Origin of the sequence: Methylotenera versatilis 7 (genome assembly GCF_000799165.1) — a bacterium.
Classification (GTDB): Bacteria; Pseudomonadota; Gammaproteobacteria; order Burkholderiales; family Methylophilaceae; genus Methylotenera_A; species Methylotenera_A versatilis_A.
In genome coordinates this window covers 241,438-263,304 of the sequence record NZ_JUGF01000002.1, presented here as the reverse complement: position 1 = coordinate 263,304, position 21,867 = coordinate 241,438, and the positions used below count along the sequence as shown (strand labels likewise).

Annotated in this window: 20 protein-coding genes; 16 read left to right on the top strand and 4 right to left on the bottom strand. The window is 44.1% G+C overall.

What is annotated here, in order from left to right:
- Nucleotides 1–150: 150 nt before the first annotated feature.
- Both K370_RS05255 and K370_RS05250 read left to right on the top strand, forming a co-directional pair.
- A complete protein-coding gene (locus tag K370_RS05255) occupies nt 151–558 on the top strand; it encodes a hypothetical protein (RefSeq protein ID WP_047539567.1) in 408 nt (135 codons plus the stop codon).
- Nucleotides 559–573: 15 nt separating this feature from the next.
- On the top strand, nt 574–1,071 hold the full coding sequence (locus tag K370_RS05250) for a DUF4124 domain-containing protein (protein ID WP_047539565.1): 498 nt from the start codon (nt 574–576) through the stop codon (nt 1,069–1,071).
- Here K370_RS05250 and K370_RS05245 read toward each other — a convergent pair.
- Entirely contained in the window at nt 1,068–1,997 is a 930-nt protein-coding gene (locus K370_RS05245) for a polyprenyl synthetase family protein (protein WP_200883485.1), read from the bottom strand. The genes K370_RS05250 and K370_RS05245 overlap by 4 nt on opposite strands.
- A 222-nt stretch (nt 1,998–2,219) precedes the next feature.
- Here K370_RS05245 and rplU point away from each other — a divergent pair, with 222 nt between their 5' ends.
- The 6 genes from rplU (at nt 2,220) to K370_RS05215 (ending at nt 6,993) form a co-directional block, all read left to right on the top strand.
- On the top strand, nt 2,220–2,585 hold the full coding sequence (rplU, locus tag K370_RS05240; protein ID WP_047539562.1) for a 50S ribosomal protein L21: 366 nt from the start codon (nt 2,220–2,222) through the stop codon (nt 2,583–2,585).
- Nucleotides 2,586–2,647: 62 nt separating this feature from the next.
- Nucleotides 2,648–2,905, top strand: coding sequence for a 50S ribosomal protein L27 (rpmA, locus tag K370_RS05235; RefSeq protein WP_020167785.1), 258 nt, complete (start codon nt 2,648–2,650; stop codon nt 2,903–2,905).
- A gap of 130 nt (nt 2,906–3,035) precedes the next feature.
- Nucleotides 3,036–4,121 carry an Obg family GTPase CgtA gene (gene cgtA, locus K370_RS05230; RefSeq protein WP_047539559.1) on the top strand — a complete coding sequence of 362 codons (1,086 nt, stop codon included), beginning with the start codon at nt 3,036–3,038 and terminating at the stop codon, nt 4,119–4,121.
- Nucleotides 4,099–5,220, top strand: coding sequence for a glutamate 5-kinase (gene proB / locus K370_RS05225; protein ID WP_047539557.1), 1,122 nt, complete (start codon nt 4,099–4,101; stop codon nt 5,218–5,220). The genes cgtA and proB overlap by 23 nt, the downstream gene beginning before the upstream one ends.
- Before the next feature lie 82 nt (nt 5,221–5,302).
- The gene (purE, locus tag K370_RS05220; protein WP_047539555.1) at nt 5,303–5,797 is read left to right on the top strand and encodes a 5-(carboxyamino)imidazole ribonucleotide mutase; all 495 of its coding nucleotides are present in this window, start codon (nt 5,303–5,305) and stop codon (nt 5,795–5,797) included.
- Nucleotides 5,794–6,993, top strand: coding sequence for a 5-(carboxyamino)imidazole ribonucleotide synthase (locus tag K370_RS05215; protein ID WP_047539553.1), 1,200 nt, complete (start codon nt 5,794–5,796; stop codon nt 6,991–6,993). The genes purE and K370_RS05215 overlap by 4 nt, the downstream gene beginning before the upstream one ends.
- A 132-nt stretch (nt 6,994–7,125) precedes the next feature.
- On the opposite strand, the gene rpsT is transcribed toward K370_RS05215, so the two are convergent.
- The gene (gene rpsT, locus K370_RS05210) at nt 7,126–7,518 is read right to left on the bottom strand and encodes a 30S ribosomal protein S20 (RefSeq protein WP_081977164.1); all 393 of its coding nucleotides are present in this window, start codon (nt 7,516–7,518) and stop codon (nt 7,126–7,128) included.
- Nucleotides 7,519–7,765: 247 nt separating this feature from the next.
- On the opposite strand from rpsT, the gene murJ reads away from it, so the two are divergent.
- Genes murJ through lspA form a run of 4 tightly spaced genes read left to right on the top strand, consistent with a single transcriptional unit; the run spans nt 7,766 to nt 13,544 of the window.
- Nucleotides 7,766–9,310, top strand: coding sequence for a murein biosynthesis integral membrane protein MurJ (gene murJ, locus K370_RS05205; protein ID WP_047539551.1), 1,545 nt, complete (start codon nt 7,766–7,768; stop codon nt 9,308–9,310).
- Entirely contained in the window at nt 9,310–10,224 is a 915-nt protein-coding gene (locus K370_RS05200) for a bifunctional riboflavin kinase/FAD synthetase (protein ID WP_047539549.1), read from the top strand. Before murJ ends, K370_RS05200 begins: the two co-directional genes overlap by 1 nt.
- Nucleotides 10,225–10,267: 43 nt before the next feature.
- Complete coding sequence (gene ileS, locus K370_RS05195; protein ID WP_047539547.1) at nt 10,268–13,090, top strand: isoleucine--tRNA ligase; 2,823 nt, start codon at nt 10,268–10,270, stop codon at nt 13,088–13,090.
- Nucleotides 13,083–13,544, top strand: a complete 462-nt coding sequence (gene lspA, locus K370_RS05190) for a signal peptidase II (protein ID WP_047539546.1) — start codon at nt 13,083–13,085, stop codon at nt 13,542–13,544. The genes ileS and lspA overlap by 8 nt, the downstream gene beginning before the upstream one ends.
- A gap of 48 nt (nt 13,545–13,592) precedes the next feature.
- On the opposite strand, the gene K370_RS05185 is transcribed toward lspA, so the two are convergent.
- Both K370_RS05185 and K370_RS05180 read right to left on the bottom strand, forming a co-directional pair.
- A complete protein-coding gene (locus K370_RS05185) occupies nt 13,593–13,925 on the bottom strand; it encodes a YnfA family protein (protein ID WP_047539544.1) in 333 nt (110 codons plus the stop codon).
- Between the two features lie 17 nt (nt 13,926–13,942).
- Entirely contained in the window at nt 13,943–14,887 is a 945-nt protein-coding gene (locus K370_RS05180; protein ID WP_047539542.1) for a DUF808 domain-containing protein, read from the bottom strand.
- A 123-nt stretch (nt 14,888–15,010) separates the two neighbouring features.
- Between K370_RS05180 and K370_RS05175 the strand changes: the two genes are divergently transcribed.
- From K370_RS05175 to clpB, 4 genes are all read left to right on the top strand, one after another.
- The gene (locus tag K370_RS05175; RefSeq protein ID WP_235272698.1) at nt 15,011–15,433 is read left to right on the top strand and encodes a DUF2946 domain-containing protein; all 423 of its coding nucleotides are present in this window, start codon (nt 15,011–15,013) and stop codon (nt 15,431–15,433) included.
- A 60-nt stretch (nt 15,434–15,493) separates the two neighbouring features.
- Entirely contained in the window at nt 15,494–17,821 is a 2,328-nt protein-coding gene (locus K370_RS05170) for a TonB-dependent receptor (RefSeq protein ID WP_088177653.1), read from the top strand.
- 56 nt (nt 17,822–17,877) lie between these two features.
- On the top strand, nt 17,878–19,080 hold the full coding sequence (locus tag K370_RS05165) for an exo-alpha-sialidase (RefSeq protein ID WP_052185183.1): 1,203 nt from the start codon (nt 17,878–17,880) through the stop codon (nt 19,078–19,080).
- Nucleotides 19,081–19,202: 122 nt separating this feature from the next.
- Complete coding sequence (clpB, locus tag K370_RS05160; RefSeq protein WP_047539538.1) at nt 19,203–21,788, top strand: ATP-dependent chaperone ClpB; 2,586 nt, start codon at nt 19,203–19,205, stop codon at nt 21,786–21,788.
- Nucleotides 21,789–21,867: the final 79 nt, after the last annotated feature.

Sequence of the window (21,867 nt, the reverse complement as noted above, 5' to 3'; positions counted from 1 at the left end):
AACAAACTGTGCAACTTTGGCTGAACTGTGGCGTTAATATTGCTTGAAATATTTATAACGAGAGTTAAGGTTAATAAAATTCAAGCTTGAATTTGAGTCAATTGGCACCATTTAATGTTGGAATGATGATGTAAGTGTTTAGGAAACAATATGACCAATCAAAAAGAATCACAATTAAATATCAAAGAGCTCGTTGAGTTGAATGCCATTAATCATCCCGCTTGGGATGAGCCGATTATTTGTCGCGTAGAAGTCGACTTGCCAGGCTGGTTGAAGCAGTTAACTGGCGGCAAGCTGTGGGAAGTGTATGGAGAAGATGAGGAAGAAACATGCATTAGCTTTGCGCTACGTGAATTGCATGACCATGCATCTGCTCATGCAAAAGACAAAGTCATCACAGCTAAGCTGGCAGAAGTGACGCTGTATCACAATGGTTATGCGGTGGTGGACGTAGATGGAACGGCCTTGTTTGATGGCACGTTAACCAACGGCACCAGCGATTGCGCCCATTTAAGCTATTTCCATGCGGAAAGTGGCGAACCGATTACGTTGAATTAGATTTTAGGGGTAATTATGAAAAATTTGATATTTTTGTTTGGAATGTTGATTGCATTGCAAGTGAATGCTGAGATATTTAAATGTAAAGATGCGAATAACAAAATTTCATATCAAAATAATCCCTGCTCAACAACTACTGTAGGTAAAGTTCGTAAGGATGCAGATGTTTCTGAAGAAGATCGGTTGAAAGCTCAGGGGAGAGTAGATGCCGTATTTGAAAGAGAAAGGCAAAAAAATGCAGATGAAGAACGCGAGAGATTGGCCCGGCAAGAAAGGGCTAAAGAATTTCAACTGCAAAAAGAAGCTAAAGCAAATGAAGATAAAAAAATGAAGCTGCTTGAAAGGCAAGTGATTGCTGCTGAGCAAGGCGTAATTGCTTCAAAACAAGCAAGAATAGCAGCTGAAAGAGCGCAAATAGCTGCAGAGGACGCTCGACGTGCTAGCCAAACTCCAACTCAAAAGCAACGTTTACAATGCCGACCTGATTACACAGGTGGATTAATTTGCGATTAAAAACTCCGTTCAACCGCAAAAGCCGCCAAATCCATTAACGCTTTTTTGTAAATAGAATCTGGCAAATGTGCGATTGCGGCACATCCTTCTTCTGACTCTGATCTGGCTAAACTTAATACATATTCGCTGGCGTTAGTGGCCTTTACCGCAGCAAGTACCGCATCCAAACTTTCTAGGCCGCCCAGCTGTATAGCTTTGCGCACAATGGCGGCATTTTCTGGTGTGCTTTTGTGCATAGCATAAAGCAAAGGCAAAGTTGGTTTGCCTTCACTTAAGTCGTCACCTAAATTTTTGCCAATTTTTTCCACGTCACCGCTTAAGTCCAGCACATCATCGACTAGCTGAAAAGCAGTGCCAAGTTTCATGCCATAAAGTGCAAGCGCATCCTCATCTTCACGACTGGCGTTATTAATAACCGCACCTAAGCGCATGGCGGCTTCAAATAACTTTGCCGTTTTGTAATGAATCACTTTTATATATTGCTGTTCGGTAATGTCTGCATTATGAATGTTCAGCAGTTGCAGTACTTCACCTTCGGCAATCACATTAGTCGCCTGAGACAGAATGTCCATTACACGCATGTTTTTTAATTGCACCATCATTTGAAATGCGCGTGAATATAAAAAGTCGCCTACTAATACGCTCGCCGCGTTGCCGAAAAGATGGTTTGCAGTGCTTTTGCCGCGACGCATAGCTGATTCATCTACCACGTCATCGTGCAGTAATGTAGCGGTGTGAATAAACTCTACGATGGCAGCAAGCTCATGGTGATGCGGTTGAATAGGGCCGAAAATGCCGGCCGATAGTAGCACCAGTGAAGGTCGCAAGCGTTTGCCACCACCATTAATAATGTGTTCGCCAATAGTGTTAATCAAGCTAACTTCAGAATAAAGTGAGGTGCGAATAACAGTGTCGACCGCTTGCATATCAAGCGAAATTGAAGATTGAATAGGGTTTAAAGCCACACGATGCGCCAATAATAAAAAGCCAATATAATTGTGATTATTTTAACACAGGCAATCGCGCTCTATCTTCAAGACTTTCAATGAATTCATCATCGTGAATAATTGTGATTTAAGGTTTGCAATGTGTCTTAATTTAAGTATAATGCGCGATTCATTTGAACGTGTAGAAGCAAGGTCAAAACCATGTACGCAGTAATTAAAACAGGTGGCAAACAATACAAAGTAGTTGCCGGTGAGAGACTTAAAGTAGAAAAAATCGTTGGTGATGTAGGCAGTACAGTAGTTATCGACAAAGTGTTGATGATTTCTGACGCAGCAAACACAACGATTGGTGCGCCTTTAATTGCTGGTGCAACTGTGAGCGCAACCGTGCTTTCACATGGCCGTGCAGACAAGGTGATGATTTTTAAATTTCGCCGCCGTAAACATTACCGTAAAACTCAAGGCCATCGCCAAAGTTTTACAGAGATTCAAATTGGTGAAATTTTAGCGGCTGGTGCATCTGCTCCAAAAGCAGCAAAAGCCAAAGCGCCTAAATTGGCAGAATAACTGAACTTTGAATATAAAACCGTGAATTTATTAAATTCACTGAAGAATTAAAGGATTAAATCATGGCACACAAAAAAGCAGGCGGTAGTTCACGTAACGGTCGCGACTCACACTCACAACGTTTAGGCGTTAAAGCATTTGGTGAAACAGTTGTTTCAGCAGGCAGCATTATCGTGCGTCAACGCGGCACTAAAATGCACGCTGGTGAAAATGTTGGCATGGGTAAAGATCACACGCTATTTGCAAAAATTGAAGGTAAAGTGACTTTTGCGATTAAAGGTGCGTTAAAACGCCACACTGTAAGCATTGTTGCAGTTTAAATTTAAGTAACTTTATTAAAGCCTCATCGTTTGATGGGGCTTTTTTATTTGGTACACTCTAAATATTCGGTATACCTATATCAGGTACACTTTATATTTGGTCTACCTTACACTCGGTACACACTAAGCTATGAAATTTATTGATGAAGCAACGATTAAAGTCTACGCAGGCGATGGCGGCAACGGCGTTGCCACGTTCAGGCGCGAAAAATACGAGCCAATGGGCGGACCTAACGGCGGGGATGGCGGTAAAGGCGGTTCAATTTATGCAATCGCCGATCGCAATATTAATACCTTGGTCGATTACCGCTACACGCGTACGTTTAGAGGGCAGCGCGGGGAAAATGGTCGCGGCGCGGAGTGTTATGGCGCAAAAGGTGAAGATACCATTCTGCGTGTGCCTGTCGGCACGGTAATCTCTGATAAAGCCACTGAGCGCATGATTGTTGATTTAGATACACATGGTCGTAAAGTATTGCTGGCAAAAGGTGGTAACAACGGTTTAGGTAATGTGCATTTTAAATCGTCTATCAACCGCTCACCACGCCAATGTACCAAAGGCGAGCCAGGCGAAGAGTTTGAGCTGTATATGGAGCTTAAAGTGTTGGCCGATGTCGGTTTGCTCGGCATGCCCAATGCAGGAAAATCAACATTCATTCGTTCCGTTTCTGCCGCAAAGCCCAAAGTCGCCGATTATCCATTTACCACTTTGCATCCTAATTTAGGTGTGGTGCGTGTGGATGCCGAGCGCAGTTTTGTGATTGCCGATGTGCCGGGTTTGATTGAGGGTGCGGCAGAGGGTGCTGGTTTGGGACATCAGTTCTTGCGGCATCTGGCGCGCACTTCGCTACTTTTACATCTGGTGGATATTGCGCCATTTGATGAAGCTACTGACCCAGTTGCTGAAGCTAAAGCGATTGTGAATGAGCTTAAGAAGTATGACGAAGAGCTATATAACAAGCCACGTTGGCTGGTGTTAAACAAGACAGATATGCTGGAAGACAGCAAGGATGTCGTGAAGAAATTTGTTAAAGATTATGGCTGGAAAGGCCCTGTATTTGCAATTTCCGCCATTAGCGGCGTTGGTTGTAAAGAGCTGACTTATGCGATGATGGATCATCTGGATGCCGTGAAAAAAGCTGCACAAGAGGAATCTAGTCAATTAGAAACTAGCGAAACTGAAACTCAGAAAAATGAGCCAATCATTACTGATTAACACCAAAACTTTAATTGTAAAAGTCGGCTCTAGCCTTGTTACGAATAATGGTGAAGGTTTAGACAGAGCGGCAATTGCCGCATGGGCTGCACAAATCAGCGCACTGGTTAAGCAAGGTAAGCAGGTGGTGCTGGTTTCAAGCGGAGCAGTGGCAGAAGGCATGCAGCGGCTTGGCTGGAAAAAGCGTCCGGTAGAGGTGAACGAGTTGCAAGCCGCAGCGGCGGTAGGCCAAATGGGTTTGGTGCAAATGTATGAAAGTTGCTTTGCGCTACATGGTTTGCACACGGCACAATTGCTGTTGACGCATGAGGACTTGGCAGACAGAAAACGTTACTTAAATGCGCGCAGCACATTAAAAACCCTGCTGGCTTTAAACGTGATTCCGATTATCAACGAAAATGATACGGTGGTAACGGAAGAGATTCGTTTTGGAGATAACGATACTTTAGCCGCACTGGTTGCCAACTTGATTGAAGCCGATACATTGGTGATTTTAACCGATCAGCAAGGCTTGTATTCTGCTGATCCGCGCAAAGATAAAACGGCACAGTTTATCAATTTCGAGACTGCTGGAAATCTTGAGCTGGAAAAAATGGCAGGTGGTGCAGGCAGTAATGTCGGCACTGGTGGCATGTTAACTAAGATATTGGCAGCAAAACGAGCGGCTAAAAGTGGCGCACATACCATCATTGCATCGGGTCGTGAGCCAGATGTGTTGTTGCGATTAAGCCAAGGCGAAGCAATCGGCACGCATTTAAAAGCTACGCAAATGAAAACCTTGGCCAAAAAACAATGGCTGGCAGACCATTTGCGCTTAGGTGGCAAGCTTGTGCTTGATGCGGGTGCCGTAAAAGTGCTGAAAACAGACGGTAAAAGTTTATTGCCAATTGGCGTGACTGAGGTGCAAGGTAACTTTGAGCGTGGCGATGTGGTTGCCTGTGTCAATGAGTCTGGCGTTGAAGTGGCGCGCGGTATCGTTAATTATAATTCGAGCGACACTCAACGCATTAAACGTAAAGCCAGCAGTGAAATTGAACATATTTTGGGTTATGTAGAAGAGTCGGAATTAATCCATCGAGACAATATGATATTGCTTTAGCAATACCTATTGCGGTGTAGGCTAAGTGAACGAAGTGAGTAGCCGAAGCCATATTTAATCATTATTGAGTGAGAGTATTGGAATGAGTAAACCTTTAGTAGCCATTGTTATGGGTTCCGACAGTGATTGGCCTGTAATGAAAAATGCCGCACAAATGTTGGCGGATTTTGGGGTGCCTTATGAGGCTAAAGTGGTTTCTGCGCATCGCACGCCTGATTTGATGTTTGAGTTTGCAGAAAATGCACATAAACAAGGTTACCAAATCATCATTGCTGGTGCAGGCGGTGCTGCACATTTGCCAGGAATGGTTGCGGCTAAAACGACATTACCGGTGTTGGGTGTGCCAGTGCCAAGTAAGCATTTGCAAGGGCAGGACTCATTACTCTCTATTGTGCAGATGCCAAAAGGTATCCCCGTTGCTACATTTGCAATTGGCGATGCCGGCGCAGCAAATGCTGGCTTGTTTGCAGTATCAATTTTGGCAAATCATGATGCGAATTTGGCGAAGAGGTTAGCAGAGTTCCGAGTAAAACAAAGCGATAAAGTGCATGCCATGGAGTTAAGTGAGAAGCCATGAGTAACGGCCAAGTAAATCTGAATTTGAACAACCTCCAAAAAAATCTATCGCAAGAAAAAACGCTTAAAGCCATTGCTCCGCCAGCGATGTTAGGCATGCTAGGTGGCGGGCAGTTGGGGCGCTTTTTTGTAACCGCTGCACATGAGATGGGCTACAAAGTAACGGTGCTTGATCCAGATAAAAATAGTCCGGCAGGTAAAATAGCTGATGTGCATTTGTGTGCAGCTTACGATGACGCTGTAGCGCTTAAAGCAATGGCAGATACTTGCGCAGCTGTGACGACTGAGTTTGAAAATGTGCCGGCTGCTACATTAGAAAAATTAGCTGAATCAACGATTGTGCGTCCGAATGCGCAATGTGTGGCAATTGCACAAAATCGTGTTCTAGAAAAAAACTTCATTAAGCAAGCGGGATTGCCAGTTGCACCATTTGCCGTCATCAATACAGTGACTGATTTGCCTGGGGATGACAGCGAGTTATACCCTGCGATTTTGAAGGTGGCGCGTTTTGGCTACGATGGCAAAGGGCAGGCGCGAGTAAGAAATCAGTTGGAGGCGCAACAAGCATTTGTCGAATTTAAGCAGGAAGTTTGCGTGTTGGAACAAATGCTGCCACTGGATTTAGAAGTTTCAGTGGTCTTGGCGCGTGACGTGCAAGGCAATATTGCCGCTTTCCCTACCGTTGAAAATACCCATCTTAATGGTATTTTAGACATTAGTATTGCACCAGCCAGATGTTCAGAAGTAATCAAAGCCAACGCGCAGGAGTTGGCCAAAAAGTTGGCGAATCAGCTGGATTATGCTGGCGTATTGGGCGTGGAATTTTTTGTAGTGGGTACTCGGTTGCTGGTGAATGAAATCGCGCCACGCCCACATAACTCTGGCCATTACACCATTGATGCCTGCATCACTAATCAATTTGAGCAGCAAGTGCGCGTGATGACCGGCTTGGCTTTAGGTAACCCTGATTTGCATAGCAGTGCAGTAATGGTGAATATTTTGGGCGACAGTTGGGTGAATAATACTGAACCTGCTTGGGATGCAGCATTGGTGCACAGCAATTTAAAACTGCACTTATACAGTAAGGAAGAGCCGCGTAAAGCCAGAAAAATGGGGCATTTCACGGTAATCGGGCAAGATAAGCAAGTCGTACTTAATGCCGCATTGATTGCACGAAGTGAATTGAATATTGGTTAATTGCCCATTAATTGAATTTAATGGGGAGGTTTAACTTAAGTTATTCAATAATGTTCCTGTAATAAAAAAGCCTCGCATGCGAGGCTTTTTTAACTTCTGTACTATTTAAATTAGTACTGATTAAAAACTAGATTATTCAGCAGCTTTTGTTTTAGCTGCAGCTTTTGGCTTTGCCGCTGCTTTAGTTGCAGTTGCCGCTTTAGCTTTAGGCGCTGCCTTTGGCTTTGCAACGGTTTTCTTTGCCAACGTTACCGGTGCATCACCTGGTAATGCTTTAATCGCCGCAGTTAAACGGCTTTTATGACGAGCTGCTTTGTTTTTGTGGATGATTTTTTTGTCCGCAATGCGATCGATCACGCTTACGTTTTCTTGATAAGTAACCATTGCAGCAGCTTTGTCACCAGCTTCTACCGCTTTAAGTACTTTTTTAATTGCAGTACGTAGCGTTGAGCGCAGTGCAGAGTTGTGCGCGTTTACTTTTACGGATTGACGCGCGCGTTTGCGTGCTTGTGCGGTATTTGCCATGTGTTGATTATCCTAATACTTAAGCGGGTGTTAATACGAAACCGTGCATAATAGTGTTTTTTAAGTTGTTTGGCAAGAACTAATCACTAAAAAATACCTGATCAATGTCCTTCATTATTAAAGACAGTTTAAATACAGGAATTTAATCGCTATTAAATGCGCAGATTGAAGCTGTGGAATATTTAAACCAACGTTGCCATGTTAAAATACTGGCTATTCAACCGAGCCACCCTTTATTCACGATTAAATGAATTTACTCAAAGCCTTAGCCAAAGTTGGTAGCATGACGTTTGTCTCACGCATATTGGGTTTTGTGCGCGATACGCTTATTGCACGGGTGTTTGGCGCTGGCATGTTAACGGATGCCTTTATTGTTGCTTTTAAAATCCCCAATTTCTTGCGTCGCATATCAGCAGAGGGTGCATTTAGCCAAGCATTTGTGCCGATTTTAGCAGAATATAAAAGCCAGCGAACATTCGATGAGACGCATCATTTAATTAACCGTGTGGCGACTTGGCTGGGCATTATTTTGGTCGGTGTCACTCTGCTGGGTATGCTGTCCGCGCCTTGGATTGTTGCGTTAATCGCGCCTGGTTTCCAAGCTGAGCCGGACAAAATGCAACTGACGGTTGAGTTGCTACGCATCACATTCCCTTATATTTTCTTTATCTCGCTGGTTTCAATGGCTGGCGGCGTACTCAATACTTATAATCGTTTTGGCATTCCAGCATTCACGCCGGTTTGGCTGAATGTTTCCATGATTGCCGCAGTACTATTCTTTGCTGACCACTTCGCGGAGCCAATTAAAGTGCTGGCTTGGGCGGTATTTATTGGTGGTTTTTTACAGTTAACCTTTCAGATTCCTTTTTTAAAGCAAATTGGTTTATTGCCTAAGTTTGATTTTAAACGCGATGATGAAGGCGTTTGGCGCATATTAAAATTGATGGGCCCTGCGGTTCTTGGTGTTTCAGTTGCACAAATTTCGCTGATTATTAACACCATTTTTGCCTCATTTTTAGCGACTGGCAGCGTCAGTTGGCTGTATTACGCAGACCGTTTAATGGAGTTTCCGACAGGTGTGTTAGGCGTTGCGCTGGGCACGATATTGCTGCCAAGTTTATCTAAAGCTTATGCGGGAAGTGACGATAGTGAATACTCACAATTACTGGATTGGGGTTTGCGGCTAACTTTTATTTTAGCGGGGCCTGCCGCAGTGGCGTTGGCAGTGTTGGCGACGCCTTTGGTGGTAACACTGTTTCACTATGGGAAATTTACAGCGATTGATGTTGCGATGACGCAGCAAGCACTTGTTGCTTACAGTATTGGCTTGCTGGGTTTGATTTTGGTTAAGATTCTAGCGCCCGGTTTTTATGCGCGGCAAAATGTCAAAACACCCGTAAAAATCGCGATATTCACTTTGGTAGCAACGCAATTGATGAATCTGATTTTTATCTTTGGCTTGCATTTAAATCATGCTGCTTTGGCGCTGGCAATTGGTTTAGGTGCTTGTATTAACGCTGGACTGCTTTTTTATCATTTACGCAAAGCACAAGTTTATCAACCACAAGCGGGCTGGCTGCTTTTCTTAACTAAATTATTTGCTGCTTTGGGCGTGATGACGATTGTGCTGTATTTTGCCATGGGCGATGCTCGTGCATGGTTGCATTTTGGACTGATGAAGCGCTTGGCTTATATCAGTGGTTTGGTCGCATTGGGTGGGATAAGTTACTTTGCAACCTTGTTGTTGCTTGGCTTTCGACCTAGAGATTATATGCGTAGAGTGAAGCATTGATGCAAGTGTTCAGGCATATTCCTGCAACGCTACAGTCACCAATTGCACTGGCGATTGGCAATTTCGACGGCATGCATCTGGGCCACCAGGCTTTGTTAGCGCGTTTGATTGAAGTCGCAAAAGCTAAAAATATAACGCCAGCCGTGATGACTTTTGAGCCACATCCGCGTGAGTTTTTTACGCCATTGAATGCACCAAGCCGACTCTGTAATTTACGGGAAAAGCTGGAATATTTTATTGCTGCTGGCGTGGAACAGGCCTTTGTCTGTGCCTTTAATCAACACTTCTCAGCGATAAGTGCGCAAGTCTTTATGGATGAAATATTGCGGGAAAAAATGCACGTTAGCACTATTTTGGTGGGCGAGGATTTTAGGTTTGGTGCAAGGCGCACTGGCACAATAGACGATTTCAAAGCGAATCAATTTGATTTAATAGATTTTGCTCCTATTAATTTTGCGAATGAGCGCATATCCAGTACACGCGTACGCGACGCTTTGTCTTATGGCAACTTACAGTTGGCTTCAGGGTTGCTTGGACGTCACTATAGTATCAGCGGAAAAGTAGTACATGGCGCAAAAAGAGGCAGGGAGCTTGGTTTCCCCACCGCCAACATCCACATCAAACATGAGCGACCTGCCTTAACGGGTGTATATGCAGTAAAATTAGACGGTTTGAATGCTGTTGCAAATTTAGGTGTGCGTCCTACGATTGCAGGTGTGCCAAAGCTATCACTAGAAGTGCATATTCTTGATTTTAATGAAAATTTATACGGCAGGCATGTGCATGTGGAGTTCCTGCACAAAATACGCGATGAAATGAAATTTAGCGGATTGGATGCCTTAAAAACACAGATTACGAAAGATGTAATTGATGCGAGAGAATTTTTTAGCACGACCACTCCCGCCCGTGCATGAATGACAAAAGTTTGAAAGACATAAGAGATTTCTGAGATTTGAGATGACTGAAGAAAATAAAGACCAAAACAAATACCCTATCAACCAGCCTGAGACGCCATTTCCCATGCGCGGTGATTTGGCCAAACGTGAACCCGCTTGGTTAAAACAATGGCAAGATAAGAAGCTATATGAGCGCATTCGCACAGCGCGCAAAGGTGCAAAAAAATTCATTCTGCATGATGGCCCACCGTATGCGAACGGCGATATTCATATTGGCCACGCGGTGAATAAAATCTTGAAAGACATCATCATTAAAGCTAAAACCATGAGTGGTTTTGATGCGCCTTATGTGCCGGGCTGGGATTGTCACGGTTTGCCGATTGAGTTGGTGGTTGAGAAAAATCATGGCAAAAATATTGACCCTGCCAAGTTTCGTGAGTTGTGTCGTGAATACGCGGCTGAACAAGTCGCGCGCCAAAAGAAAGATTTTATTCGCTTAGGCGTATTGGGTGATTGGGATAATCCCTATCTGACGATGGATTTTAAAACCGAAGCCGATATCATGCGCGCTTTGGGTGAAATTAATCAAAATGGCTATCTATATCAAGGTAGTAAGCCTGTGCATTGGTGCGTGGATTGCGGCTCTGCATTGGCCGAGGCTGAAGTGGAATATGAGGATGTCAACTCACCAGCGATTGATGTGGGCTTTAAAGTTGTTGATAACGCAGCGTTAAGTAAAGCGTTTGGCGTAGAGGTGGCAGGGGATACTTATGCCGTCATTTGGACAACAACGCCTTGGACATTACCAGCAAATCAAGCGGTGAGCGTGCATCCTGAGCTTGATTATGATTTGATTCAAACCACTAAAGGTTTGCTGATACTGGCGCATGATTTGGCACAGAGCACGCTTGCACGATATGGCGAAGAGAGTTTTAAGATTATCGCGACTTGCAAAGGTCTAGCGCTTAAAGCATTGCAACTGCAGCACCCATTTGATAATCGCCAAGTGCCTGTTATTTTGGGCGAACACGTGACAACCGATGCAGGTACAGGCTTGGTTCATACCGCGGCCGCGCATGGTAATGATGACTGGCTGGTGATGAAAGCCAATTTCCCCAATGAAAAGCCACGTATTTTAATGGGCGGTGACGGTAAGTTCTTTAATAGTGATCTGGTGGAATTTGAGGCCATTAGAGGGTTAACTCGCCAAGAAGCCAATAAAGTGATTTTGGCTAAAATGCAGGAAAATGGCACTTTAATGGCGAGTGCAAGGTTAAATCACAGCTTTCCACATTGCTGGCGCCATAAAACGCCGTTGATGCAATTGGCTACACATCAATGGTTTATTGGGATGAACTCGCAAGACAAAGCTGGAACCAGTTTGCGTGAACATGCCAATAAAGCAGTGGATGCAACCGAATTTTTCCCCAGTTGGGGTCGCGCACGTCTAGAGGCTATGATTAAAAATCGTCCTGACTGGTGCGTATCACGCCAACGTAACTGGGGCGTGCCGATGCCGTTTTTTGTGCATAAAGAAACCGGTGAGCCGCATCCGCAAACACCAGTTTTGTTGGAACAAGCTTGTTTGCTGGTTGAAAAAACGGGCGTTGAAGCTTGGTTTAGTTTAGATGGTGCAGCCTTTTTAGCGCAATACGCTCCTGAAAATGCAGGCGATTATAAAAAAGTCACTTATACATTAGACGTATGGTTCGATTCTGGTGCGACACATGCGGCGGTTTTAAAGCGTCGTCCAGAGTTGCAGTTTCCTGCCGATTTATATCTGGAAGGCTCTGACCAGCATCGCGGTTGGTTTCAATCCAGCCTGTTAACAGGTTGCGCCATTGATGGCCGCGCGCCTTACAGCGCCTTGTTAACGCATGGTTTTGTTGTAGATGGCGCTGGCCATAAGATGAGTAAATCTAAAGGTAATGTGGTCGCGCCACAAAAAGTGATGGATACCTACGGCGCGGATATTTTGCGTTTATGGACCGCTTCAACTGACTACTCTGGCGAACTAACGATTTCGGATGAGATTTTGAAACGCGTAGCAGAAAGCTATCGCCGTATTCGTAATACCATGAAATTTTTATTGGCGAATTTGGCTGATTTCGATGCGGATAAAGACCTGCTGCCAGTGAATGAATGGCTGGAAATCGACCAATACGCCCTGTATTTAACCGAAAAACTGCAAACAGAAGTGTTGGCAGATTATGACCGTTACGAATTCCATTTAGCGGTACAAAAGATCGTCAGCTTCTGTTCAGAAGATTTAGGCGGTTTTTACTTAGATATTCTGAAAGATAGACTTTATACCGCAGGTGAGAATTCACACGCACGACGTGCCGCGCAAAGCGCATTGCACCATATTACGCATACTTTTATGCGATTGATCGCGCCGATTTTAAGCTTTACGGCAGATGAGATTTGGCAAGTTTTGGTGGTTAAGTCTGACAAAAGTGTGTTTGAGGATGTGTGGTATGAATTGCCTAAACATGGTTTAAGCGCAGAAAAATTGCAAGCTTGGGAAGCTATTATTAGCGCGCGCGGAGTAGCGGCAAAAGAAATCGAGTTGTTGCGTTCAAGTGGGCAAGTAGGTTCATCGTTGCAAGCCGAACTAACGTTTTATGCGACGGAAGCTGATTATGATGCAATGAATAGTTTGGCGGATGATTTGCGTTTTGTGATGATTACGTCTCAAGCAAGCGTGGTTAAAGTCGCGACGGAAGCGGAGCAAAAAGTAGCTGTCACAGCAAGTAAATATACCAAGTGCGACCGTTGCTGGCATTACCGCGCTGATGTCGGTTCGTACAGCGAGCACCCAAGTATTTGTGGGCGTTGTGTGAGCAATCTGTTTGGTGCGGGCGAGGTAAGAAAGTATGCGTAAGTGGTTAACAATCAGCGCCATTGTGATTGCGCTGGATTTATATACTAAGCATTTAGTGCAAAGCGCATTTCAATATGCTGAACATTTAACCGTTACCAGCTTCTTTGATGTAGTGCGCTATCACAATGAAGGTGCAGCGTTTAGCTTTTTAGCCGATGCAGGCGGCTGGCAAAAGTGGTTTTTTAGCGGCATTTCATTGGTGGCGATTTTAGTCATTACTTATTTGCTCAAAAAACACCAGAACCAAAAGCTTTTTTGCACGGGTTTGGCTTTAGTATTAGGTGGTGCGATTGGTAATCTATATGACAGGCTGACATTGGGCTATGTGGTGGATTTTTTACATTTCCACTATCAAGCCTATGCTTGGCCGGCTTTTAATGTAGCCGATAGTGCGATTTGTGTTGGTGTTGCACTTTTGTTGATAGATAGCTTTAAAAAGCCCCCAACCATATAAGTTGGCTCGATGATTTAAGTTAAATGCTTTAAATCAACAGTTTTTAGCTTAACTATTTTTAGCGCCCAAGATAATAATCAAGGTGCCTAACAGGCATACAAAAACGCCAAGCCAATCCGTTAAGCTGGGTTTAATCGAATCGATTAACCACAGCCACACAATTGCCACGCCAATGTATATGCCGCCATAAGCCGCATACACGCGCCCAGCAGCTGTAGGGTGCAGCGATAGCAACCAAACAAATAAACCTAAACTCAGTGCGGCTGGTACAATCAACCAGGGAGAGCCACCCTGTTTAAGATAGAGATAGGGCAAATAGCAGCCCACAATTTCGGCAATTGCGGTGCCAATAAAAAGTCCTAATAATTTGATTGTTTCCATCAGAGTGTTTTTGAGGCTTAAGTCTTTTTTGGTAGCAATGCTTTAGCTGTTTCAAAAACAGCCACGCAAATTGCGCCAACGATTAAACCAATAACCGCATCGATTAAAATCGGCGAAATAACCGCTAAAATGCCACCAACTGTCGGTAACTGCTGCAATATTCCGGCAACATGCTCACTAAAGTGATGCAGTGCTGGCGCGCCATGCCCGATAATACTGCCACCCACCATAAACATCGCAGCAGTGCCCACAATTGATAATATCCTCATTAAGTATGGTGCGAACGCTAATATTTTTGCACCGATTTTTCGTTGCAATTGTTGGAAAAAACTTTGGCCTTTTTTAAGCATTAAGTGCAAACCTAAATCGTCCAGTTTGACAATGCCAGCCACCAAACCATATACGCCAATGGTCATAATGAGAGCAATCGCAGCAACGACGGTTACTTGCTTGCTGAATATTTCAGTGGAAACCGTGCCTAAGGCAATCACGATAATTTCGGCAGATAAAATAAAGTCGGTACGAATCGCACCTTTGATTTTATCTTTTTCTAGAGTTACTAAATCTACTTGAGGATCTTCAACTGCTTGTTTGATAGCTGTCTTATGTGTTTCATCGTCCTGTTTATGTAAGAATTTATGGGCGATTTTTTCAAAACCTTCAAAACATAAATACGCGCCGCCTATCATCAATAAAGGTGTAATTGCCCAAGGCGCGAAGTAGCTAATCGCCAAAGCCGAGGGTACTAAGATGAGTTTGTTAACAAAAGAGCCTTTGGCGACAGCCCAAACAACCGGTAATTCGCGGTCTGCTCTTACACCAGAGACCTGTTGCGCATTCAATGCTAAATCATCGCCTAATACACCAGCCGTTTTTTTAGCCGCGACTTTGGTCATCACCGAAACATCATCCAAAATGGTTGCAATATCGTCTAAAAGTGCAAGTAAACTGCCAGCTGCCATGTTTATTCTCTAAGTATTTAGTTGCTGTGATTTTAACCCATTTGCATTATCTCTTGCTTGCATTGTGCGGATAGCCAGCTACCTAAATTGCATTCTGCAGCGCACAAAAGTACAATGCGCGACATGCTATCGAAAAAACTATTTCAGTTTATTCATCACGTTGCGTTACTGGCAATCGTTTTTGCGTCTGTCGCGCCTAGCATTTCGCATGCGTTAGCGGCTCAAAATAACAGTAATAGCTTTGCACAAGAGGTCTGTACCAGCACTGGTAAAAAAGTAGTGATTCAAGTGGTGACGACAAAGGGCAAACAATTGGCGACAGAGTTTGAGGTAAGTAAAGCCTCACCTAAAACCATGACCATGCATTTAGAGCATTGTCCGTTTTGCTCAAATAGCATAGCGGCCACCAGTTTACCTGCCTCGAACTCGCTGATAATCGCGTTATTAGCTGCAACTGCACAACAAATTGCAGAATACACCGCACCAGTTGTTGTATCACATACTGACGTTTCCCCTCCATCGCAAGCCCCGCCTTACACGCTCTAAAAAAATAACAGTTTTTTATCGCAATTCAATTGCGATAACCACTATTTTTTGGAGTTTTAAATGATTAAATCTATACATTTGTACGTGTTAAGCGCATTAACAATTAGTTTTGCACACAACGCATTGGCAGATCACAATGAAAATGTTGAGTTAGATGAAGTAAGTGTTACCGCGCCAGTTGATAGCCGGATTATTAATCACCCAGCAGCGGTAGAAACTTATACCAAGCGGCAGATTCAAGAAAGCGTCAACGCAACAACATCACAGCAAACTTTAAAATATTTACCGAGTTTTCAAGTGCGTGAACGTTATATTGGTGACCGTAACGGCCCAATTGCCACGCGGACTACAGGTACATTATCCAGCGCGCAAACCATTTTATATGCCGATGGCGTGCTGTTGTCCAACTTTTTAGGCAATAACTTTGGTTTCGCGCCGCGCTGGGGTTTGGTCAGCCCCGAAGAAATTGAAAGTGTGAATATTTTATATGGTCCGTTTTCGGCTTTATATCCAGGTAATTCATTTGGTGGAGTGGTGAATTTAAATACCCGCATGCCGACCAAATTCGAGGCACATGCAAGTGTGCAGGCGTTTGCGCAGAACTATGAGTTGTATGGCACCGATAAAACCTATGACGGCAACCATGAAACATTTTCTGCCGGCAACAAATTTGATGATTTAAGTATTTTATTTACGGCAGATCGCCTGAAAAATACTGGGCAGCCAATGCAGTTTGCCAATGCAGTTACCACCAGCACTGGCGGTATACGTACCGCAGTGACCGGTGCTTATCTGGACAAAGATCCTAACGGTAGAAATCGCGTGACTTTTGGTGCAACGGGTATTGATCATAGTGAGCAGCTTAATTTGAAACTAAAAGCCGCTTATGACATTACACCAACTATTAAAGCAGCTTACACCATTGGCACGTGGGATTTAGACAGCCGTCTGGATGTCGATAGTTATATTAAAGATGCGGCAGGCAATGCGGTTTATAACGGTCGCGTGACTTTTAATGGGCAAGATTACAATGTCACGGGCTTTAACAATCCTGCAGAGGTTAACGCTTTTCATATTATGCAGGCGCTTGATTTAAAATCGAATACCAAAGGCTTGTTTGATTGGCAATTAACGTTGTCAGATTATGATTATCAACAGGATAAAAGCAGTGCTTCCAATGTGGGTGCTAATGTATCGACTACTGGCGCAAATGGCGGAAATCCTTATGTCAATCGTACAGGCCGTGTCACCGATTTAGCGGGCACTGGCTGGACGGTGTTTGATGCGCGCGGAACATTGCGCCCGAAAGATGGTAATGGTGACCAGCACACGATTGATTTTGGCTATCATGTTGATGACTACAATCTGCGCAGCAAAGTGCATGATACGGCTGATTGGTCAGTAGGTAGTAAAGGTTTGTTAAACGCATCTTCATCAGGTAACACCACTACGCAGGCCATTTACTTTCAGGATAAATGGCAACTAGACCCCAAATGGGCAATAACGTTTGGGGCGCGACAAGAGTACTGGGAAGCCACAGATGGGCGTAACCAAGCGACTACAACTGGTGTAGGCGGTGGCTTTAAAACCAGTGAGTATAAAGATAAGTCAGATAATAAATTTTCACCCAAATTATCAGTAAGTTTTGAGCCAGAGCCCGCTTGGGGTTTTAGGGCGTCAGCAGGGCAGGCATTCCGCTTTCCTACCGTGGGCGAACTCTTTCAGCAAGTGACTAGTGGCAGTGCCTTAGTGCAAAATAATCCTGATTTAAAAACGGAAGAAGTTATTTCGGGCGAATTTACGGCGGAAAGACGCTTTGCTAATGGTTTGATTCGCACGAGTTTGTTCACTGAGAATAAATATAACGCTTTGATTTCACAAACCATTCCTACAGGCCCTGATTGTGTGGCCGGACAATGCACCTTTATTCAAAATGTGGATCACGTACGTACGCGTGGAATTGAAGTTTCAACCGAATGGCAAGATGCGTTTATTCACGGCTTGGATTTATTGGGTAGTATCACGCTTACTGACGCAGAGATTTTGCGTAATGATGCTAATCCCAATATTGAGGGCAATAGGCCATTACGCATTCCCAAAAGCATGATAAAAGCCGTGGCGACTTATCATCAAGGTAATAACCTGACTTATTCAATTGCGGCACGCTACAGTGGTCGTCAATATAACTCTTTAGATAATTCAGATAGTAATCCAGATACGTTTGGCGGAGCGAGTAAGTTCTTTTTTGTAGATGTGAAAGCGAATTATAAGTTTGCGGATAAGTTCACAGCCAGTGTAGGTGTAGATAATTTAAATAACGATAAAGCGTATATTTACCATCCATATCCACAGCGTACAGGCTATGTGCAGCTTAAGTTTGATTACTAATCAACTGAGATTGCTTACTTCCCGCGAAGGCGGGAATTTATTTTAAGGATAAACCCATGCACTATTTTTTAACTCTATGTAGTTTGTTATTTGCGCTGAATGCAACAGCGCATGAAGAACATACCCTGCCACAAAAAAGCACTTTAGCAATTAGCGTGGCGTTTGATGCGCAAGGCAAATTATGGCGTGCCAGTGTTAAGGGTGGTTTTGTGCAGGTAGATAACAGTGCTGACTTAGGTAAAACATTTTCTAAACCGGTACAAGTGAATAAAGTCGCACAAAAAATTGGCGCGGATGGTGAAGCCCGACCAAAAATAGCGATTAGCCCAGAGGGCAATATCTACCTTACTTGGACAGAGATGTTAGCCAAACCATTTACAGGTTATGTATGGTTTGCACGTTCAATTAATCATGGTAAAAGTTTTGATAAACCCATTATTGTGCATCAAGACCGTGCTGAAATTACACATCGTTTTGATGCGTTGCACCTATCTCCTGATGGCAAAATCACTGTTACCTGGGTAGATAAGCGCGATTTATTGGCAGCCAAAGCGGCAGGCAATAAATACGAGGGCGCAGCAATCTATTATGCGGTTTCAAATAACAATGGAGTGAGTTTTGCGCCAGAGCGGAAGCTGGCCGATAGTAGTTGTGAATGTTGCCGTATTGCGACAACTAATAAACCAGATGGCACGGTGGTTGCCATGTGGCGACATGTGTTTGAAGGTAGCGAACGTGATCATATGATTGCTGAAATTCCACAAGGCAATATAAAACCGCAACTGCACCGAGCCACTTTTGGGCATTGGAAAATTGATGGTTGCCCACATCATGGCGCGGCGTTGGCGGCAGGCGGTGCAGGTAAGGATTGGTGGGGGTATCACATGGCGTATTTTGATGGTAACGATGTCAAACCAGGTCTTTACTACAGTCGCATGGATGGCGTCGCATGGGCATCATCGCCAGCCAAGAAATTTGGTAACAATGCCAATCAGGCTGCTCATCCTGCCATTTTAAGCTTTGGTAATAATACGGATGGTGAGCATGTGTGGTTGGTTTGGCGTGAGATTGAAGCCAAAAACACTAAAATAATCGGCATGTTTTCTGACGATGGCGGTAGGAGTTGGAATAATGCTAAAGTACTCGCCAGCGCATCTGAGAAAGCAGATTATCCGCAATTAATGCAGCATGGTAAGCAAATCTATCTGGCGTGGAATACCTTAAAAGAGGGTTTTAAGTTAATTCTGCTAACGCCTTAATGATTTAAGTTTGACTGGCATTAACAGAAAAATTGAAAAAGCAGAATGGATTGATTAATCTGCAAACATCTCCACTATATATTTATCAATTAAGTTTAAATAGATTTTAATAGGAGTATGCGATGCGATTTGACAAACTGACGACCAAGTTTCAGCAAGCTTTAAGCGATGCTCAAAGCCTTGCTATCGGTGCCGATAATACCGCGATTGAGCCACAACATTTGTTGCTGGCTTTGTTGCAAGAAGATAACGGCGGGGCGGCTTCGTTGCTTTCACGCGCAGGTGTGAATCTTGCTCCGCTTAAAACGAGCTTAAACACTGCTATTGCCAATTTATCAAAGTCATCTACGCAAGATGGTGAAATTGCAATTTCACGCGATTTGAATAATCTATTAAATGTCACCGACAAGCTCGCTCAAAAGCGTGGCGATGCCTATATTGCCAGTGAGATGTTTTTGTTGGCGCTTGCTGAAGACAAGGGCGAGACTGGCAAATTGCTTAAACAGCACGGCCTGACTAAAACTGCGTTGGAAGCTGCAGTGATGGCGGTGCGTGGCAGTGAAAATGTCAATGATCAAGAAGGCGAGAGTAATCGCGAATCCCTTAAAAAATACACAGTCGACCTGACTGAACGCGCCAGCCTTGGCAAATTAGACCCTGTCATCGGCCGCGATGATGAAATACGTCGGGTCATTCAAGTGTTAATGCGCCGCACTAAAAATAACCCGGTACTGATTGGTGAGCCTGGTGTGGGCAAAACCGCGATTGTAGAAGGCTTAGCGCAGCGCATTATCAATGAAGAAGTTCCCGATTCGCTAAAAGGCAAAAAAGTATTGTCACTGGATATGGCTGCTTTACTGGCGGGTGCTAAGTATCGCGGTGAGTTTGAGGAGCGCCTTAAATCTGTGCTGAAAGAACTGGTGCAAGATGAAGGTCAAACCATTGTATTTATTGATGAGATCCACACGATGGTAGGTGCTGGTAAAGCAGAAGGTGCGATGGATGCGGGCAATATGCTGAAACCTGCATTGGCGCGCGGTGAACTGCACTGCGTTGGCGCGACAACATTGGATGAGTATCGTAAATATATTGAAAAAGATGCTGCTTTAGAGCGACGTTTTCAGAAAGTGCTAGTTGATGAGCCGACCGTTGAAGCGACCATTGCTATTTTGCGTGGCTTGCAAGAAAAGTACGAACTACATCACGGTGTCGAGATTACTGACCCTGCCATCGTAGCTGCGGCTGAGTTAAGTCATCGTTATATCACAGACCGATTTTTACCAGATAAAGCGATTGATTTGATTGATGAGGCGGCTTCACGCATCAAAATGGAAATTGATTCCAAGCCAGAAGTATTAGATAAGCTTGAGCGTCGTGTGATTCAACTTAAAATTGAACGTGAAGCAGTGCGCCGCGAAAAAGATGAAGGCAGCAAAAAACGTTTTGGCTTAATTGAAAAAGAGATTGAAAGTCTTGAGAAAGAATATGCGGATTTAGAAGATATTTGGAACTCTGAAAAGGCACAGGTGCAAGGCACCAGCCATATTAAAGAAGCCATTGAGAAAATTAAATTCGAGATGGAAGAAGCAACGCGTAAAGGTGAGTGGCAAAAAGTCTCTGAACTGCAATATGGAAAATTGCCTGCGTTAGAAGCGCAATTAAAAGAGGCTTCACATTCTGAGGCTAGTGCGGCACCGACTAAAAACAAAATGCTACGCACTGAAGTTGGTGCAGACGAAATTGCCGAAGTGGTCAGTCGTGCAACAGGTATTCCTGTGAGCAAAATGCTGACAGGTGAACGTGAAAAATTACTGACGATGGAAACTAAACTGCATGAACGTGTAGTAGGTCAGGATGAAGCTGTACGCCTGGTTTCTGATGCAATCCGTCGCTCACGTTCGGGCTTAAGTGACCCGAATCGCCCTTATGGTAGTTTCTTGTTTTTAGGTCCAACGGGTGTTGGTAAAACAGAGCTTTGCAAAGCGTTAGCCGGTTTCTTGTTTGACTCTGAAGAGCATTTGATTCGCATCGACATGAGTGAGTTTATGGAGAAGCACAGTGTCGCACGCATGATAGGCGCGCCGCCAGGTTATGTGGGTTATGAAGAAGGTGGTACGCTGACAGAAGCGGTGCGACGTAAGCCTTATAGTGTGATTTTGCTCGATGAGGTGGAAAAAGCACATCCGGATGTATTTAATGTGCTGTTGCAAGTGCTGGATGATGGGCGATTAACGGATGGGCAAGGCCGCACGGTAGATTTCAAAAATACGGTGATTATCATGACATCTAACCTTGGTAGCCAGATGATACAAAGTATGGCCGACCAAGATTACCAAGTGGTGAAATTGGCAGTGATGGGTGAAGTTAAAACGCACTTTAGGCCAGAATTTGTCAACCGTATCGATGAAGTGGTCGTTTTCCATAGTCTAGGTGAAGCGCAGGTGAAATCAATCGCACAGATTCAGATTCAGCTGCTGGCTAAACGATTGGCCGCGATGGATATGACACTCAATATTAGCGATTCTGCCATCGCGGAAATCGCCAATGCGGGCTTTGACCCTGTTTATGGTGCAAGACCGCTGAAGCGCGCGATTCAAAGTGAGATGGAAAATCCGTTGGCGCGCGAGATTCTGGCTGGTAGCTTTATGGCAAAAGACACGATATTGGTTGATTACAAAGGCGGAAAGATGACGTTTACAAAAGGCTAATTAAGGTTAATTTTCGCTCAAGCTAATATGTAAAGTATTCATTACCACTGCCAATCTAACTTTAAGGTATCGGCAATGT